Below are 16,603 nucleotides of genomic sequence, written 5' to 3' on the forward strand. Positions count from 1 at the left end.
GCCTAGACCGTGTCCGATTCGACCCTCGTCAGCCCGCAAACCAATATCGAGCTGACGGCCGGGCTCGTCGCTGCCTACGTATCGAACAATCGGGTTTCCGCCGGGGATCTCCCGGCCCTCATCGCGCAGTGTCACGACGCGATCACCGCGCTGGCCGACCGCGGCGAGCCGTCGATCGCGGCGGCGGATCTGGACGCGCTGCGCGACCGGCCCAGCGCTGCGCAGATCCGCAACTCGATCCGGCCCGACGCCATCGTGAGCTTCATCGACGGGCGCCGCTACAAGACGCTCAAGCGCCACCTCACGGCCCACGGCCTGCACCCCCAGAGCTACCGCGAGCGCTACGGTCTGCCGGCGGACTACCCGATGGTCGCGCAGGAATATGCCGAGCGTCGGTCCGCGCTGGCGCGCTCCATCGGCCTCGGCGTGCCGAGCGAGCGCGCCGCCTGAGCCGACCGGCCCCGTCAGGTCGCCGCTGATTCGCGGCCGACGCCCGGTCGCCTCCGCGCCGGCCGGCGCTCCCCGCCTCAGGCGGCCGCGTGCCGCCCGTCGGGCCGCAGGTCCCGGCTGGCCTGCTCGATCCGCCTCAGCCAGTCCTCGGCCGCCGCCGCCCGCAGGGTCGCGGCCTCGGCGCGCGCCTCCGCCTCCCGGACGCGCCGGTCGGCCTCCGTCTCGCGTTCGTGGACCTGCCGCGCCGCCTGCGCCCGCGTCTCCTCCAGAAGCGCCCTCAGGGTCTGGATCTCCTGCTGGGCGGCCTCGAGATCCGCGGCCAGGGTCTCGCAGGTGGTCGATTGCCGGCGCAGGCGCTGATCCTGCGCCTGGGCCGCGACGGTCGCGGCCGAGAGCGTGTCGAGGATCTGGCTCCAGTCCGACACCGGCCGCGACGGGCGATCCGCGGCGGGTTCGGGGGGCGCTCCGGAAGGCGCCGCCGGGCTCAGCGCGTCGGCCGTCCCGGGGCCGTCGGCGAGCGCCGGGGCCGGCTCTGCCGGCTCATCGCGGGCGCGCGCGATGCGGGCATCGAGCTCGGCCCAGAACGCCGCGTTCATCGCCGCGGCGACCCCGCCGGACCCGCGCCCGTCACGAGGCCGCCCGCGTCGCGGAGGCCCGGGTGCGGGCGTCCTGGGGGCTGCCCGCCTGCCCGGCCGCCTGCCCGCCCGGCTGCATCACGAACTCCGCGTCGATCGTCTCGGCGATGCGCTGGAGCATCTGCTCCGCCGCCGCGGCCCGCTCCTCGGCGGCCGCGGCCCGGTCCTCGGCGGCCTGGATCAGCTTGATGGCCTGCGCGTGGACCTCGTGGGTCTCCCGCTCGGCCGCCAGCACCTGGGCGCGGGCCGCGTCCATGTCGGCGCGCACCTGCCGCAGCAGCTGCTGGACGTGCGACTCCTGCTCCTGCGCCCGGTCCTCGACGTCCCGGATGTAGCGCGCCGCGCCCTGCACCCGCTCCAGCAGGTCGGGCCAGCGCTCGACCGGCGACGGGTTCTGGTTGCGCCCCTGCGCCGAGACGCGCTCGTCCGCGGCGAGCAGGACGAGGTTGCCGGTGCGGATCCGGGTCGTCGGCTCGCGGGCCTCGCGCGCGACGGCGTCGATCTGGTCCAGCGCCTCGGCCTTGGGGTGCTTCGTCTGTTCCATCACGCGTCCTGCCGACAGGGTGCAGCGCAAGCCTTCGGTAAGGCATCGGGGTCCGTCTCACACCGACGGAAAATGGTTAACAACTCCTTAATGTTCGCGCTAGGGTTGCGTTGGCGCGGCGATGCCCGCGCGGGTCGCGCGCGGGACAGCCGGGGCGCGGCCCGTTTCACGGGTAGCGGACGGGCTGCGGGTCCTCCGGCAGCGGGATGAACTCGGCGTCGTCCGGCACGGTGTCGAACCGGCCCTGGCGCCAATCCTCCTTGGCCTGCGCGATCCGCTCGGGCCGGGACGAGACGAAATTCCACCACAGGTGGCGCGGACCGTCCATCGGCTCGCCGCCCAGCACCATGAAGCGGGCCGAGTCCAGGGCGCGCACGCTGATGCGGTCGCCGGGCCGGAACACCAGCAGCTGGCCGGCGCCGAAGCCGTCGCCGGCGATCTCGATGGCGCCCGCGACCGTGTAGATCGCCCGCTCGTCGTAGGTCGGATCGAGGGGCAGGACCGCGCCGGCCTCGAGCGCCACGTCGGCGTAGACCATCGGGCTCGAGGTCCGGACCGGCGAGCGCGCCCCGAAGGCCTCGCCGGCGATCAGCCGGACGGTCTTGCCCTCGCCGGTGAGGACCGGCAGCGCGGCGGCGTCGTAGTGCTCGAACGCGGGGGCGTTCTCCTCGTCCCGGTCCGTCAGGGCGACCCAGCTCTGGATGCCGAACAGCCGGGAGCCGGTCTGACGCAGTGTCGGGGCGGTGCGCTCCGAGTGGGTGATGCCGCGGCCGGCGGTCATCCAGTTCAGCTCGCCCGGCCGGATCGGCAGCTCCGTGCCGAGGCTGTCGCGGTGCATGATCTCGCCGTCGAACAGGTAGGTGACGGTGGAGAGGCCGATATGCGGGTGCGGCCGCACGTCCATGCCCTGCCCGAGCAGGAACTCCGAGGGGCCCATCTGGTCGAAGAAGATGAAGGGGCCGACCATCCGGCACTCGGTGGAGGGGAGCGCCCGCCGCACCGCGAAGGAGCCGAGATCGCGCGAGCGGGGCACGATCAGGGTTCGGATCGCGTCGCAGCTGAAATGGTCGCCCGGGATCGGGTCCTCGGCACTGTGCCAGCTCATCGCCTTGCTCCTTCGCGCGGGGGGAGGGCCGGGCCGACGCCGTCGCGAGCCGGCCCGCCATCCGCAGGCATCCTGGACCGGGACCGAGCAGGTTGAAACAGAAACGATCGAAACGCATCGTTTCCGATCGACGCCTGATCGTCCCGGCCGAGGCGGCGGTCTACCAGGGAGTCGGCTTGGGGTTGCGCTCGTCGAAGCCGCGCTGGTGCCAGTACGGGTAGATCGGCGTCTCCTGGCTCGCCGCGTCGAGGCGGGCGACCTGCTCGGCCGTCAGGGTCCAGCCCAGGGCGCCGAGGTTCTGCTTCAGCTGCTCCTCGTTGCGGGCGCCGACCACGATGTTGCAGACGGTCGGCCGGGTCAGCAGCCAGTTGAGCGCCACCTGCGCCACCGTCTTGCCGGTCTCGGCCGCCACGGCGTCGAGGGCGTCGACCACGCCGAACAGGTAGTCGTCGGAGACGGGCGGCCCGCCCTCGGCGCCGCCGGCGGCGATGCGACCGCTCTGGTTGGCCTGTCCGCGGCGGATCTTGCCGGTGAGGCGGCCCCAGCCCAGGGGGCTCCAGACCATCAGGCCGACGCCCTGGTCGAGGCCGAGCGGCATCAGCTCCCACTCGTAGTGCCGGCCGATCAGCGAGTAGTAGCCCTGGTAGGCGACGTAGCGGGCGAGCCCGTGGCGCTCGGACGTGGCGAGCGCCTTCATGAGCTGCCAGCCCGAGAAGTTCGAGGCGCCGATATAGCCGATCTTGCCCGCGCGGGTGAGGTCGTCCAGCGCCCGCAGCGTCTCGTCCACGGGCGTGAGCGCGTCGAAGCCGTGCATGAAGTAGACGTCGATATGGTCGGTGCCGAGCCGCTTCAGGCTGGCCTCGCAGGCGCGGATCAGGTGGTAGCGCGAGGAGCCGACCTGGTTCAGGTCGTCGTTGAACCGGAAGGTCGCCTTGGTGGAGATCAGTGCCCGGCCGCGCTTGCCCTTCAGGGCCTGGCCCAGGATCTCCTCCGAGGCGCCGCCGGAGTAGATGTCGGCCGTGTCGAAGAAGTTGACCCCGGAATCGAGGCAGAGATCGACCATGCGGGTCGCCTCGGCGACGTCCGTCTGCCCCCAGCGCTGGAAGAATTCGTTCGTGCCGCCGAAGGTGCCGGTGCCGAAGCTGAGCACCGGCACGGTGAGGCCGGAGCGTCCGAACTGCCTGTAGTCCATCGGATCCTCGTCGCGATCGCGGGCGCCGCGCGTCGGCGCGCCTGCCGGTCTAACGCGGCGAGACGCCCCGGCTTTCCCGGACGGTGCGGCCCGACGCGGGCTCTCAGCGCCGCGATTCGACGACCGGCGCCCCGTCGCAGCGCCGGCCGGCGGCCGCGCCGGTGCGCCGGTCGGGCGGCAGGGCGTCCGGCGGTCCGGCCTTCTCGGCCAGGATCGCGACGTTCGCCGTCATCCCGGCCGCCAGCACGATCGGGCAGGGCACGTCGTCGAGCTCGACCCGGATCGGCACCCGCTGCGCCAGCCGGACCCAGGTGAAGATCGGGTTGACCGTCGGCAGCCCCTGGACGCCCGGGGCGGCGTCGGCGACGCTGATCCCGCGGCCGAGGCCGGTGACGCGGCCCCGGATCGGACGGTCCGGCCACGCCATCAGCGACACGCGCGCGGCGTCGCCCTCGCCGATGCGCGGGAGCTGCGTCTCCTCGAAATAGCCCTCGATCCAGAAGCTGTCGCCGTTGACCAGGGTCAGCGCCGGCTGCCCCGTGGCGGCGAACCCGCCCTCCTGCAGCAGCAGGTTGGTGACCCAGCCGTTCACGGTGGCCCGCAGGGTCGTGCGCTCCAGGTTGAGCCGCGCCTGCGCCAGGGCGCCCTCCGCCTGGACCACGCTGGCCTGGGCGGCCTGCGCCTGCCCGCTGGTCGTCTGCTTCTGCTCCGGCGTGGTGGCGAGATCGTCGAGATCGGCGGTGCGCCGCGCGATCCCCGCGAGGTATCCGGCCTGCGCCCGTGCGCTGGCGAGGGCGCCCTCGGCCTGGGTCACGGCGTTCCTGAACGTGCCGGGGTCGATCTCGAACAGCACGTCGCCCTTGCGGACGAACTGGTTGTCGCGGACCCGGACCGCCACCACCGTGCCCGAGACCTCGGGCGCCACCTGCACGGTGTAGACGCGCACGCGCCCGTCCCGGGTCCAGGGCGTGTAGGCGTAGTAGAGGAAGGCGAGGTAGGCGAGGCCCACGGCCGCCGCGAGCGCCAGCAGAGTGGCGGCGACGTTGTAGGCGGGCGGCGGCTGCCAGTCGCGCAGGGACGATCGCGGGTTCGCGGCCATGTCACGGACCCTGGACGCGCAGGGACAGGATCAGCAGCGCCGTCACGGCGGTCAGGAGGCTGAAGTCGAGCAGGGCGCGGTTCCAGACAAGGTGGTTGATGCCGATCCGGTCCAGGATCCAGCGCAGGCCCCAGGTGATCACCAGGGCGGCGAGCAGGCAGATCACCGCGGGCTCGACGTAGAGCCCCAGCACGTCGACCGCCCGCAACCCGACCACGCCGATCACGCCCGCCCTCCCGGATCGAGGTTGGGCCAGCCCGCGCGGTCGAGATCCGACACGAGGGCGGCCAGCGCCCCGATGCGCTCCGCCTGGAGCGGCAGGGTCGCCCGGTCGGCGAGATCGCGCAAGGGATCCGGCGCCGTCTCCGGCCCCGCCGGTCGGTGCGCGGCGAGCCGCGCCCAGACCGCCCGGCCGACGCGGCGGCCCTCCCGGTCGTCCGTCTCCCGCAGGGCGAGCAGCAGGAGCCCGATGACGAGCAGGCGCTCGCCGCTCCGGGCCGCCGCGTCGTCCGCGCCGATGAGGGCCAGCCGGCCGAAGCCCCGGGCGAGGTAGCGGTCGAGGGGCGGCAGCAGGGGCGCCGGGTCGAGGGCCGCGCCGCGCACCGACCGGACCAGCCGCCGGCGGGCCCGCATCCGCAGGGTCGCGGCGCTCACGGGCGGCGGCAGGGCGGCGAACGCGATCGCCGCCACCGCCATGCCGAGCAGCTCGGCCAGCACGGTGTTGAGCGAGTCGGCGAGGTCGTAGGTCATCGGGTTCTTGGGATCGAGCACGCCGAAGACGAAGAAGCCGAAGCCGATCCCGTAGATCGCGCGCTTGTCGGCGCGGCCGACCACCGCCAGCATCGCCACCGGCAGCAGCACCGCGGCCAGGAGCGCGAAGCTCCCGGTGGTCGTCAGCAGGGTGTAGCGCAGGGTCAGCCCGACCACGCCGGCGAGCAGCGCGCCGATCAGGAAGGCGCGGGACTCCGCCCGCGGGTCGGCATGGGCGGCGAGCAGGACGCAGACGAGGCTCGCCCAGGTCGCGGCGCCGGCCCCGTGCGACCAGCCGGTGACGTACCAGAAGCCGTTGACGAGCAGGACGGCGGCGGCGGTGCGCAGGCCGTTGTCGAAGGCGTGCCAGCCGTCCCAGTCCAGGTCGTTCCACAGGAGCAGGTGCGGGCGGAACGGCACCCGCCGCCGGCCCACGCGGCCCCCGGCCCGCAGGAGCCGGGCCGAGACGCGGACGCGCCCGATCTGCCGGACGGCGATCGCCCCGCCGGCCCCGATCAGGTCGGTCGAGCGCGATCCCGGCCGGTCCGGCAGCAGCGCCCGCAGCAGGCCCGCGGCGAGCACCCGCCGCAGCCGGGGCGCGGCGTTGCGGATGCCGCGGCCGCCGGAGCGGAGGGAGGGCTGCTCGGTGAACGCGTCGGTGACCTCCTCGCCCAGGGTCATGACGGCGGCGATCGGCATCGGGCCGGGCCGCTCGCCCCGCCGCAGGGCGGCCATCCAGGCATCGCAGGCCTCGGCGGCCGCCTCGAGCCGCCCCGCCAGGGCGCGGCTGACGGCGGGGACGCCCGGCGCCACGAACACGTTCGACGCGTAGGCGCAGCCGATCCCCAGGAGGATCGTCGAGCAGCGGTCGACGCCGATCTGGAACACGGCCTCGGGGTTCTGCACGTCGGCCAGCGCGATGATCGGCACGGTGAAGCCCATCGAGGCGAAGCCGTAGGCGCGCTGGCCGCTCTCGACGCTGGAGGCCGCGGTGAGCAGGCCCATCCACAGGGCCAGCGCGAGGTCGAAGGCCAGGGTCGCCTGGGCGAAATTGGCCACCAGCACCATCGCGACGGTGACGCCCACCAGCGTGCTGCCGGCCCGCCACAGGCTCTTGCGCAGGGAGGCCGCGCGGGTGGCGAGCGTCACCGAGATGACCGTCCAGCCGGCCCAGTGCGGCAGCGCCAGCTCGAGCCACATGGCGAGCCAGACCGCCGCGATGGCGGTGAGCGCGATGCGCACGGCCTCGGCCGCCTCGCGCGGCCACCACGCGGCGGCGCGCTGCAGGAGGCCCGGCGCGTCGCCGGGGAGCGCGACCTCACCGGCCATCGCGCGGCCTCGCCGGCCGGAGCGGGTCCGGGAACCCGGCCGCGGGCTCAGTCATAGTGCTCGGCGACGTCGACCTTCCCCTTGAACACCCGGTAGACCACCAGGGTGTAGATCAGGGTGATCGGCAGGACCACGACGCCTGCCCCCCAGAACATGAAGGACAGGCTCGCCTCCGGCGCCGCCGCCTCGGTCACCGTCACGCTGAACGGCACCATGTAGGGCAGGAACGAGGCGGCGAGCGTCGCGAAGGCGGCGGCGAAGATCAGCGCCACCAGCGGGAAGGGCAGGGCGTCGTTCCGGCGCCGCGCCGCGTAGAGGAGCCCGGCGCAGGCCGCGGCCCCCACGAGGGGCAGGACCAGCATCTCGGGCCGCTCGAGCCAGCGGTGCAGCACCCGCAGGTTCATCGCCAGCGCGTACGCGAAGGCCGCGCCGAGGAAGACCAGCACCCCGAGCAGGAGCCGCGGCAGCAGCCGGAAGCCGAGGTCGCGCACGTCGGTCTCGGTCTTGCCGCACAGCCACGCGGCGCCGAGCAGCGCGTAGCCGAGGCACAGGCCGAGACCGCAGAGCAGCGAGAAGGGCGTGAGCCACGTGAACGCCCCGCCGGCGTAGAGCCCGTCGCGCACCGGCAGCTCCTGCACCAGCGCCCCGACCGTCACGCCCTGCACGAAGGCCGCGCAGGCGGAGCCGCCGACGAAACCCGCGTCCCAGACCCGCCGCAGCCGCCGGGACTTGTAGCGGAACTCGAAGGCGACGCCGCGCAGGATCAGGGCCGCGAGCATCAGGAGGAGCGGCAGGTAGAAGGCCGAGAGCAGCAGCGCGTAGACCGTGGGGAAGGCGCCGAACAGGATCGTGGCGGCGAGCACCAGCCAGGTCTCGTTGCCGTCCCAGACGGGGGCGATCGCCTGCATCATGTGTCGGCGCGCGGTCTCGTCCGGGGCGATCCCGAACAGCATGCCGACGCCGAGGTCGAACCCGTCGAGCAGCACGTAGAGCATCAGGGTGAGGGCGAGGGCGGCGGCCCAGAATTCGATCACGGCCGCTCACTCCGCCGGATTGCTGCTGGGGGTGCCGGGACTGTTGCCCGGCACGGCGAGCGGCCGCTTGGGGTTGGCGGCGCTCCCCACATGGGCCGGCGTCGGCAGGATGCCGGCCCTGAGCATGCGGTAGATGTAGACGGTGCCGGCCGCGAAGATCAGCGCGTAGACCGCGCCGAACACGGCGAGCGAGGTCGCCACCTGCGGGGAGGTCAGGAACGGCGTCGCCGCGTCGGCGGTGCGCAGCTGGCCGTAGACCGTCCAGGGCTGGCGCCCGACCTCGGCGGTGAACCACCCGGTCAGCGTCGCGACGAAGCCCAGGGGGAACGACAGGAAGATCGCCCATTGCAGCCAGCGCGCCCGCTCCAGCCGCCCGGTGGCGTAGAAGGCGATCCCGCCCCAGGCCAGGGCCAGCATCAGCAGCCCGCAGCCGACCATGATGCGGAAGGCGAAGAACGGGATCAGCACCGGCGGCCGGTCGGCCTTGGGGATGTCCTTGATGCCGATCACCTTGCCGGTGAGGGTGCCGTCGTCGATCAGGCTGCCGGCGGGCGCCGGCAGGGCGATGACGAAGTGGTTCTTCTCCTGCGCCTCGTCGGGCCACGCGAACAGGATCTCGCCGGCCGGCGCCCGGCTCTCCCAGTGGCCCTCGATCGCGGCGATCTTCGAGGGCTGGTGCTTGACCACGTAGTCGCCGGTGAGGTGGCCGAAGAACAGCTGCAGCGGCACCAGGACCGCGGCGAGGCCGAGCCCCATCCGGACCATGGCGCGGGCCTCGGCGCGGTCCCGACCGCGCAGCATCGACCACGCGCCCGTCGCCGCCACGCAGAAGCTGGTGGTGACGTAGGCGGCCAGGACCATGTGGGGGAAGCGGACCCAGACGACTCCGTTGAAGATGATCGCCCACCAGTCGGTCGGCACGAACACGCCGTCCGGCCGGAGGGCGAAGCCGGTCGGGTACTGCATCCACGAGTTGTTCACGAGGATCCAGAACGACGACAGGCTGGTGCCGAGGCAGACCATCAGGCAGGCGAACAGGTAGAACCAGCGCGGCACCCGCCTGCGGCCGAACATCAGCACCCCGAAGAACGAGGCCTCCAGCGCGAAGGCCGTGAAGCTCTCGTAGCCGAGGAGTGGCCCCTGGATCGGGCCGGTGCGGCGGGCGAGCTCGCTCCAGTTGGTCCCGAACTGGAACGCCATGACGATGCCGGAGACGACGCCGAGCCCGAAGGCGACCGCGAAGATCTTGAGCCAGAAGTCGAACAGGCGGTCGTAGACCGGCTCGCCCGAGATCATCGCCCGCGCCTGGAGGAAGGCGAGCCAGGCCGCCAGGCCGACCGTGAAGGCCGGGAAGATGATGTGGAACGAGACCGTGAAGGCGAACTGGATGCGCGACAGCATCAGGGCGGAGATGTCCATCGGTCCTCTCTCCGGCCGAAGCTCGCCGGTCCGCCGCCCCGGAGCGGGCGCGTCGCCCCCTCAGATGTCCGCCGGCGGGGCGCGGGGAACCGCGCCTCGCGGAACTGTCAGACGTTGTCGATCCGCAGGACCGGCGCGGTCTCGGCCCGGCTGCGCCGGCAGGCCTCGGCGTCCTGCTTGAGGTCGATGCCGTAGGTCGGGATCACGGCCTTGAGGCGGGGCAGCCAGGCGTCCGGCGTCAGCCGGTCGGCGAAGCACTTCTCCAGCACCTCGACCGCGATGTAGGCCGCCGTCGAGGCGCCGGGCGAGGCGCCGAGCAGCGCGCAGATCGAGTTGTCGGCCGCGGCCACCAGCTCGGTGCCGAATTCGAGGTAGCCCTCCTCCAGCGGGTTCGACCGGCCGGTCGGCTTGATCGTCTGCACCCGCTGGCCGGCCACCGCCGACGTCCAGTCCTGCTTCAGCGCCTTGGGGAAGAACTGCTTCAGGGTCGCGAACTGGTGGTCGGAGCTCTGGAGCACCTGGCCTACGAGGTACTCGGTGAGCGCGACGTTGTCCTTGGCGACGTCGAGCAGCGGCACGACGTTGTGCGGCGTCAGCGCGGTGAACAGGTCGGTGAGCGACCCGTGCTTGAGGAACCGCGACGAGAAGCCCGCGTACGGCCCGAACAGCAGCGAGCGCTTGCCGCCGATGATGCGCGTGTCGAGGTGGGGCACCGACATCGGCGGCGAGCCCGAGGCCGCCTTGCCGTAGACCTTGGCGTGGTGGCGCGCGCTGACCGCGTCGACGTCGCAGCGCAGCCAGATGCCCGAGACCGGGAAGCCGCCGTAGCCGCGCCCCTCCGGGATCTTCGAGGCCTGCAGCAGCGGCAGCGAGCCGCCGCCCGCGCCGATGAACACGAACTTGGCCGTCACGGTCCGGCGCGTGGCGTCGTAGGTGTCCTCGACGGTCACCGCCCAGCGGCCGTCGTCGACCCGGTCGAGGGCGACGACCTTGCGGTTGTAGTGCACGGCGAAGCCGGGCTGCGCCGCGAGCTGCCCGACCAGCAGGTGCGTGAGGGCGCCGTAATCGACGTCCGTGCCGGTGACGATCCGGGTGGCGGCGATCGGCTCGCCGGGGGCGCGGCCCTCGATGATCAGAGGCGCCCAGCCGGCGATGACCTGCGGGTCCTCGCTGTACTCCATGCCGTGATAGCAGTGGTGCGCCGACATCGCGGCGTAGCGCGCCTTGAGGAAGGCGACGTTCTCGGCCCCCCAGACGAAGCTCATGTGCGGGCAGGGATGGATGAAGGCGCGGGGATCGGGGATCGCGCCCTTGCGCACGAGGTGCGCCCAGAGCTGACGCGAGATGTCGAACTCGGTGTTGACCTCCAGGGCCTTGGCGATGTCGACGCTGCCGTCGGGGCGCTGGGGCGTGTAGTTCAGCTCGCAATTGGCCGCGTGGCCGGTGCCGGCGTTGTTCCAGCCCTCCGAGCTCTCCTGCGCGCAGTCGTGCAGCGTCTCGAACATCGCGATCCTGAGCGAGGGCTCCAGCTCCTTCAGGACCGTGCCGAAGGTCGCGCTCATGATCCCGGCGCCGATCAGCACCACGTCGGGATTGTCGTCGTCGCTCGTGTCGGCCATCGGGCCCCTCCTCAGGCGGTCTTGTTCGGGACGAAGGGGAGCCTGGCCTCGGCGCCGGGGGCGAGGATCACGTAGGCCCGGCACCAGGGCTCGTCGTCGACGAGGCGCCAGGAATGGCCGGAGCCGGCCGTGTCTTCGGCGATGAGGATGTCCCCCGGCCGGATCGTGAAGTGCGCCCCGGCCTTCGTCTGGAAGTCGAGGGTGCCGCGCAGGGTGATGACGAACTGCCGGGTCGGCGCCGCGTGCCACGCGTAGGTGCCGCCGGCCTGGGTCTCGCGGAAGGAGATCGAGACCACGTCGGTCGTGCCGCTGAGGATGTCGCCGCGCTCGCCGTGGGGCAGGTCGATGACACCTTCCGCGAAGTAGGAATTGTCGTCGTCACCGGTCCAGATGCGTACGCAGCGGATCATCGGGCAGAGCTCCGGCTTCGGAAGGGCGCCTCAGCGCCAGAGGTTGGTCTTGGCGAGGTCGATGATCTCGGTGCCGCGCCCGTCGATCACCGCCTTGGCGAGCCACATCCCGAAGCCCGTCGCCTGCTCGAGGCCGATCTTCGGCGGCATCGACAGTTCCTGGCGGGCCGAGACGACGTCGAGGAGCGCCGGGCCGTCGTGGTCCAGCATCGCGCGCATCGCGTCCGGCAGCGCGGCCGGATCCTCCACGCGCCGGGCGAAGATGCCGGCCCCGCTCGCCATGGCGGCGAAGTCCGGGTTCACCAGCGCGACGCCGGTCTCGAGGAAGCCCGCGGCCTTCATCTCCATCTCGACGAAGCCCAGCGTGCCGTTGTTCAGCACCACGATCTTCACCGGCAGCCTGTGCTGGTTGAGGGTCAGCAGGTCGCCCATCAGCATGGCGAAGCCGCCGTCGCCCGAGAACGAGATGACCTGCCGCCCGGGATAGGCCGCCTGCGCGCCGATCGCCTGCGGCAGGGCGTTGGCCATGGAGCCGTGGTTGAGCGAGCCGATCAGCCGGCGCTTGCCGTTCATGGCGAGGTAGCGCGCCGCCCAGATCGTCGGCGTGCCGACGTCGAAGGTGAAGACCGCGTCCTCGGAGGCCGCCTCGCTGAGCGTCCGGGCGACGTATTGCGGGTGGATCTTGCCGCCGGGCTTGCCCACCGCCAGCGCGTCGAGCCCGGCGCGGGCCTTGCGGTAATGGGCGAGGCTGTCGTCGAGATGCGCCCGGTCGGTCTTCGCCTGCAGCCGCGGCAGCAGCGCCGTGATGGTCGCGCCGACGTCGCCGATCAGGCCGAGGTCGATCCGGCAGTGGCGCCCGAGGCTCCCGGCCCGCAGGTCGACCTGCGCGACCTTGGCGTCCTCCGGGTAGAACTGGCGGTAGGGGAAGCCGGTGCCGAGCAGCAGCAGGGTGTCGCAGTCGAGCATCGCCCGGTAGCCCGACGAGAATCCGATCAGGCCGGTCATGCCGACGTCGTAGGGATTGTCCCACTCGACGTGCTCCTTGCCGCCGAGCGCGTGGACGACCGGGGCCTTCAGCGCCTCGGCGAGCTGCAGCAGCTCCGCGTGGGCGCCGGCGCAGCCGCGGCCGCAGAACAGGGTCACGCGCCCGGCCGCGTTGAGCATCCCGGCGAGGGCGTCCAGCTCGGCGTCGCGCGGGCGCACCACGGGCGGGGGCGGCACCAGGGCGGCCGAGAGGTCGGGCGCCCCGCCCGGCATGGCCATGAGGCCGACATCGCCGGGGATCACCACCACCGCGACCCCGCGCTCGGCGACGGCGACGCGGATCGCGGTCTCGATCACGCCGGGCAGCTGGGCCGGCGAGGAGACCAACTCGCAGTAGTGGCTGCATTCCTGGAACAGGTTCTGCGGGTGCGTCTCCTGGAAGTAGGCGCGGCCGATCTCCGCCGAGGGGATCTGGGCCGCGATGGCCAGCACGGGCACGCGGGAGCGGTGCGCGTCGAACAGGCCGTTGATCAGGTGCAGGTTGCCGGGCCCGCAGGAACCGGCGCAGACCGCGAGCGCGCCGGTCAGGTGCGCCTCGGCGCCGGCCGCGAAGGCGGCGCTCTCCTCGTGGCGGGTGTGGATCCAGGCAATCGAGCCGTCCTGGCGCAGGGCCTCGGTCAGGCCGTTGAGGCTGTCGCCGACCACGCCGTAGATGCGCTTCACGCCGGCCTGCGCCAGCGCCCGGACGAACAGATCGGCGACCTTCGTGCTCATGGTGTCTCGCTCAGCTGAGGGGGCAGGACGGACGGTCCCGGCGGGTCAGGCGCCGGCCAGCCCGTGGCCGATCATGGTCTTGGGATCGCACACCGCGTCGAAGCGCTCGGCCGGAACGCCCTCGGCCAGGGCGGCCGCGCGCAGCGTCGTGCCCTCGTCGTTGGCGCGGTGGGCGATCTTCGAGGCGAGGTCGTAGCCGATCACCGGCGACAGGGCCGTGACCAGCATCAGGGACTGGTTCACGGTCTCGTCGATCCGCTTCCGGTTGAGCTCCGTGCCCGCGACCGAGTAGGTCCGGAACTTCTCGCAGGCATCGCCCAGCACGCGGATCGCGTGCAGCGTGTTGTTGATGATGATCGGGCGCATCGCGTTCAGCTCGAAATTGCCCTGCGCCCCCGCGAAGGCGACCGCGTTGTCCTCGCCGATCACCTGGATGCAGACCATCACCATGGCCTCGCACTGGGTCGGGTTGACCTTGCCGGGCATGATCGAGGAGCCCGGCTCGTTGGCCGGCAGCAGCAGCTCGCCGAGCCCGCAGCGCGGCCCCGAGGCGAGCCAGCGCATGTCGTTGGCGATCTTCATCAGCGCGACGGCGAGCCCGCGCACCGCCGCCATGGCGGCGACCATGGCGTCCAGCGACCCCTGCGCGGCGAACTTGTTCGGCGCCGTGACGAACGGCCTGCCGGTGAGGTCGGCGATCTTGGCGGCGATCTCGGCGCTGAAGCCCTCCGGGGCGTTGAGGCCGGTGCCGACCGCGGTGCCGCCGGCCGCGAGCTTGTACAGCCCGGCGCGCGACGCCTCGACCAGGGCCAGCGCGTCGCGCATCTGCTCCACGTAGCCCGACCATTCCTGGCCGACCGTGAGGGGCGTCGCGTCCTGGAGGTGGGTCCTTCCGGTCTTGACCACGTCCATCCAGGCCCGCGCCTTGGCGTCGATCGCGTCGGCCAGCGCCCGCGCCTGCGGGAGCAGGACCTCGTCGAGTTCGAGCACCGTGGCGATGTGCATCGCGGTCGGGAAGGTGTCGTTCGACGACTGGCCCATGTTGACGTGGTCGTTCGGATGGACCGGGCTCTTGGAGCCGAGTTCACCGCCGAGGAGCTGGATCGCGCGGTTCGACAGCACCTCGTTGACGTTCATGTTGGACTGGGTGCCGGAACCGGTCTGCCAGACGTAGAGCGGGAAGTTCGCGTCGAGCTTCCCCGCGATGGCCTCGTCGGCGGCCTGGACGATGGCCTGCGCGCGCCAATCCTCCAGCCGCCCGGCGGCGGCGTTGACCAGGGCGGCGGCCTTCTTGACGTAGCCGTAGGCGTGGTAGACCCGCTTCGGCATGCGATCGTTGCCGATCGAGAAATGCTGGAGCGAGCGCTGGGTCTGCGCGCCCCAGTAGCGGTCCGCCGGAACGTCGATCCCGCCCATCGAATCCGTCTCCCGCCGCATCCCCGTGGCGGAGATGCCGATCGGGACATCGCGCAGGACGGGATGGTCCGGGACGGGCGCGTTCATCGTCATCCTTCTCGGCATCGAACCGTGTGGCACAGTGCAAGACGGGGTCGGCGAACCGGGTGCGCTTTGACGTAAACGGTGGTGATTTACTCTGCTTTTTGCGGATCTGAATCGTGTTTATAAAAATTGGATGCTTGTCGATAGATCAAAGTCAATATTTAAAGCGGCTACAGATCGGATTTCAAATCATGAATGCGGATTGCCAGATAACATAGATCGGTGTCAAGCGTTCGCCGGCGCGGCGGCTGCAAAAACATTCCCAGGATTGGTCAATTTCTAGCGCTTCTGCTCCCCGAGATGGCGGATCGAGCCGGACAATCGTGCGCTATCGAACGTCCGGACTTGCGCCGCGTCCGTCGCGCCGAGTGGGCCGGCCGGGTGATCCCAGCGCAGAGGCGCGCCGCCGATCCGCACCGGGGGGTGCAGCCGCAGGGCCGGTCCCCACGCCGTGTGCTCCATCCGCGGGGCGTAATCGCGGTCGCGATATCCGCCGAAGGCGGGCCCCGGCGCGCTGCCGGGATGATCCGTGAGCAGGCACGCGGTCCGGGCCAGGGAGAGCCGGGCGGTGACGGCGCGCCCCTCGCTCCGCCGGGCGATCAGGCCGCGGATGGAGGCCGCCGCCATCAGGTAGCCGGTGGCGTGGTCGAGCGCCTGGACGGGCAGCGGCACCGGCCGCTCGGCCCGCATCCACCGCTGCCCGGCCGCCGCGATGCCCGCCGCCATCTGGACGAGGCTGTCGAAGCCGCGCCGTCCGGCCCAGGGCCCGGCCCAGCCGTAGGCGCAGAGCGCGACGTCGATCAGGTCCGGGTTGAGCGTCCGCCGCCGCGCCGCGCCGTAGCCGAGCCGCTCCAGGGCGTCCGGGCGGTACCCGTGCACGAGGATGTCGGCCTCGGCGAGCAGGGTCTCGAAGTGCCGGCGGTCGGCGGCCTGCCGGAGGTCGAGCCGCGTGCAGACCTTGCCCAGGGTGACGTCGGGCGCCAGGGACGGCTCGTCCCAGCCGGGCGGGTCGATCCGCAGGACGTCGGCGCCCAGGCCGGCCAGGAAGCGCGTGGCCACCGGTCCCGCCAGGATGCGGGTCAGGTCGAGGACCCGGATCCCCGCGAGGGGCCGGTCCGGGTCCGGGCGCCAGGGCGCGCGGTGCCGGACGGGCCGGTCCGCGACCGCGACGAGCGGCTCGCCCCGGACCGCCCGGCCCTGGTCGAGCCTCGGCCACTCGTCGGGACCGCGCATCGCCGCGGCGCAGCCCCCCGCGCGCAGGATGGCGGATTCGAGGCCTTCCGCCGCTGCCCGGGCGACCGCCGACGCGACCGCCTCCCGCTCGCCCGGACAGTCGAGCACCGCGAGGGCGGCCGCGCGGTGACGGGGTGCGTTGGTGTGCAGGCGGATCCAGCCGTCCGCCGTCCGGTAGTCGCCGGCGATCGGGTCCCAGGCGGCCGGCAGCGTCCAGCCCTGCGGCCGCACCGAGGTGCCGAACCACGCCGAGGCCAGGTGCCGGTCGACCGTGACGGCGGGCGCACGTCCGGACAGGCCGAGGAGTTCGGAGACGGCGAGGCCGGCGGCCGCGATCGACGCCGTCGCCAGCGCCGTGACCGGGAAGCAGGAGGGCAGGCTCCCGGTGCCGGTCACCGTCAGCCGGTGCCCGGCCTCGGGCGGGAGCGCCAGGGCCGCCAGCGCCTCGGTGAGGATCGGCGGCAGGGCGTCGTGGTCGGCATGTCGTTCGCGCATGGTCGCGGCCCTCGGGTGGTTCGCGCACGCT

Annotated in this window: 15 protein-coding genes; 1 reads left to right on the forward strand and 14 read right to left on the reverse strand. The window is 72.6% G+C overall.

The features are described from left to right. The first annotated feature begins 9 nt into the window (after nt 1–9). The gene (locus tag J3A75_RS30795; protein ID WP_024828540.1) at nt 10–450 is read left to right on the forward strand and encodes a MucR family transcriptional regulator; all 441 of its coding nucleotides are present in this window, start codon (nt 10–12) and stop codon (nt 448–450) included. Between the two features lie 77 nt (nt 451–527). Here the strand turns inward: J3A75_RS30795 and J3A75_RS30800 are convergent, their stop codons facing one another. The 14 genes from J3A75_RS30800 to J3A75_RS30865 all read right to left on the reverse strand — a co-directional run bounded on the left by J3A75_RS30800 (nt 528) and on the right by J3A75_RS30865 (nt 16,572). After that, a complete protein-coding gene (locus J3A75_RS30800) occupies nt 528–1,046 on the reverse strand; it encodes a hypothetical protein (protein WP_043074819.1) in 519 nt (172 codons plus the stop codon). A 31-nt stretch (nt 1,047–1,077) separates the two neighbouring features. Next, nucleotides 1,078–1,629, reverse strand: a complete 552-nt coding sequence (locus J3A75_RS30805; protein ID WP_209650895.1) for a hypothetical protein — start codon at nt 1,627–1,629, stop codon at nt 1,078–1,080. 166 nt (nt 1,630–1,795) lie between these two features. Continuing rightward, the gene (locus tag J3A75_RS30810; RefSeq protein WP_209650896.1) at nt 1,796–2,734 is read right to left on the reverse strand and encodes a pirin family protein; all 939 of its coding nucleotides are present in this window, start codon (nt 2,732–2,734) and stop codon (nt 1,796–1,798) included. Nucleotides 2,735–2,894: 160 nt separating this feature from the next. Beyond that, the gene (locus J3A75_RS30815; RefSeq protein ID WP_012321767.1) at nt 2,895–3,926 is read right to left on the reverse strand and encodes an aldo/keto reductase; all 1,032 of its coding nucleotides are present in this window, start codon (nt 3,924–3,926) and stop codon (nt 2,895–2,897) included. Between the two features lie 103 nt (nt 3,927–4,029). Further along, nucleotides 4,030–5,025, reverse strand: a complete 996-nt coding sequence (locus J3A75_RS30820; RefSeq protein WP_012321768.1) for an HlyD family secretion protein — start codon at nt 5,023–5,025, stop codon at nt 4,030–4,032. A gap of 1 nt (nt 5,026) precedes the next feature. Next, nucleotides 5,027–5,251: a DUF1656 domain-containing protein gene (locus tag J3A75_RS30825; protein ID WP_012321769.1), complete on the reverse strand. Its 225-nt coding sequence runs from the start codon at nt 5,249–5,251 to the stop codon at nt 5,027–5,029. Then, a complete protein-coding gene (locus J3A75_RS30830) occupies nt 5,248–7,104 on the reverse strand; it encodes an FUSC family protein (protein WP_209650897.1) in 1,857 nt (618 codons plus the stop codon). The genes J3A75_RS30825 and J3A75_RS30830 overlap by 4 nt, the downstream gene beginning before the upstream one ends. Before the next feature lie 47 nt (nt 7,105–7,151). Further along, entirely contained in the window at nt 7,152–8,138 is a 987-nt protein-coding gene (gene cydB, locus J3A75_RS30835; protein ID WP_012321771.1) for a cytochrome d ubiquinol oxidase subunit II, read from the reverse strand. A gap of 6 nt (nt 8,139–8,144) precedes the next feature. Next, a complete protein-coding gene (locus tag J3A75_RS30840; protein ID WP_012321772.1) occupies nt 8,145–9,557 on the reverse strand; it encodes a cytochrome ubiquinol oxidase subunit I in 1,413 nt (470 codons plus the stop codon). A gap of 107 nt (nt 9,558–9,664) precedes the next feature. After that, nucleotides 9,665–11,176, reverse strand: a complete 1,512-nt coding sequence (gene mqo / locus J3A75_RS30845) for a malate dehydrogenase (quinone) (protein WP_071000239.1) — start codon at nt 11,174–11,176, stop codon at nt 9,665–9,667. 11 nt (nt 11,177–11,187) lie between these two features. Further along, nucleotides 11,188–11,586, reverse strand: a complete 399-nt coding sequence (locus J3A75_RS30850; protein WP_071000240.1) for a hypothetical protein — start codon at nt 11,584–11,586, stop codon at nt 11,188–11,190. A gap of 30 nt (nt 11,587–11,616) precedes the next feature. Beyond that, nucleotides 11,617–13,344: a ubiquinone-dependent pyruvate dehydrogenase gene (gene poxB, locus J3A75_RS30855; RefSeq protein ID WP_012321775.1), complete on the reverse strand. Its 1,728-nt coding sequence runs from the start codon at nt 13,342–13,344 to the stop codon at nt 11,617–11,619. Between the two features lie 45 nt (nt 13,345–13,389). Next, nucleotides 13,390–14,847 (reverse strand): class II fumarate hydratase, encoded by a 1,458-nt coding sequence (gene fumC, locus J3A75_RS30860; RefSeq protein WP_012321776.1) that lies wholly within the window; start codon nt 14,845–14,847, stop codon nt 13,390–13,392. Nucleotides 14,848–15,123: 276 nt separating this feature from the next. Beyond that, the gene (locus J3A75_RS30865) at nt 15,124–16,572 is read right to left on the reverse strand and encodes a CoA transferase (RefSeq protein ID WP_071000241.1); all 1,449 of its coding nucleotides are present in this window, start codon (nt 16,570–16,572) and stop codon (nt 15,124–15,126) included. Nucleotides 16,573–16,603 lie beyond the last annotated feature (31 nt).

The organism is Methylobacterium sp. PvP105 (assembly GCF_017876975.1).
Taxonomy (GTDB): Bacteria; Pseudomonadota; Alphaproteobacteria; order Rhizobiales; family Beijerinckiaceae; genus Methylobacterium; species Methylobacterium radiotolerans.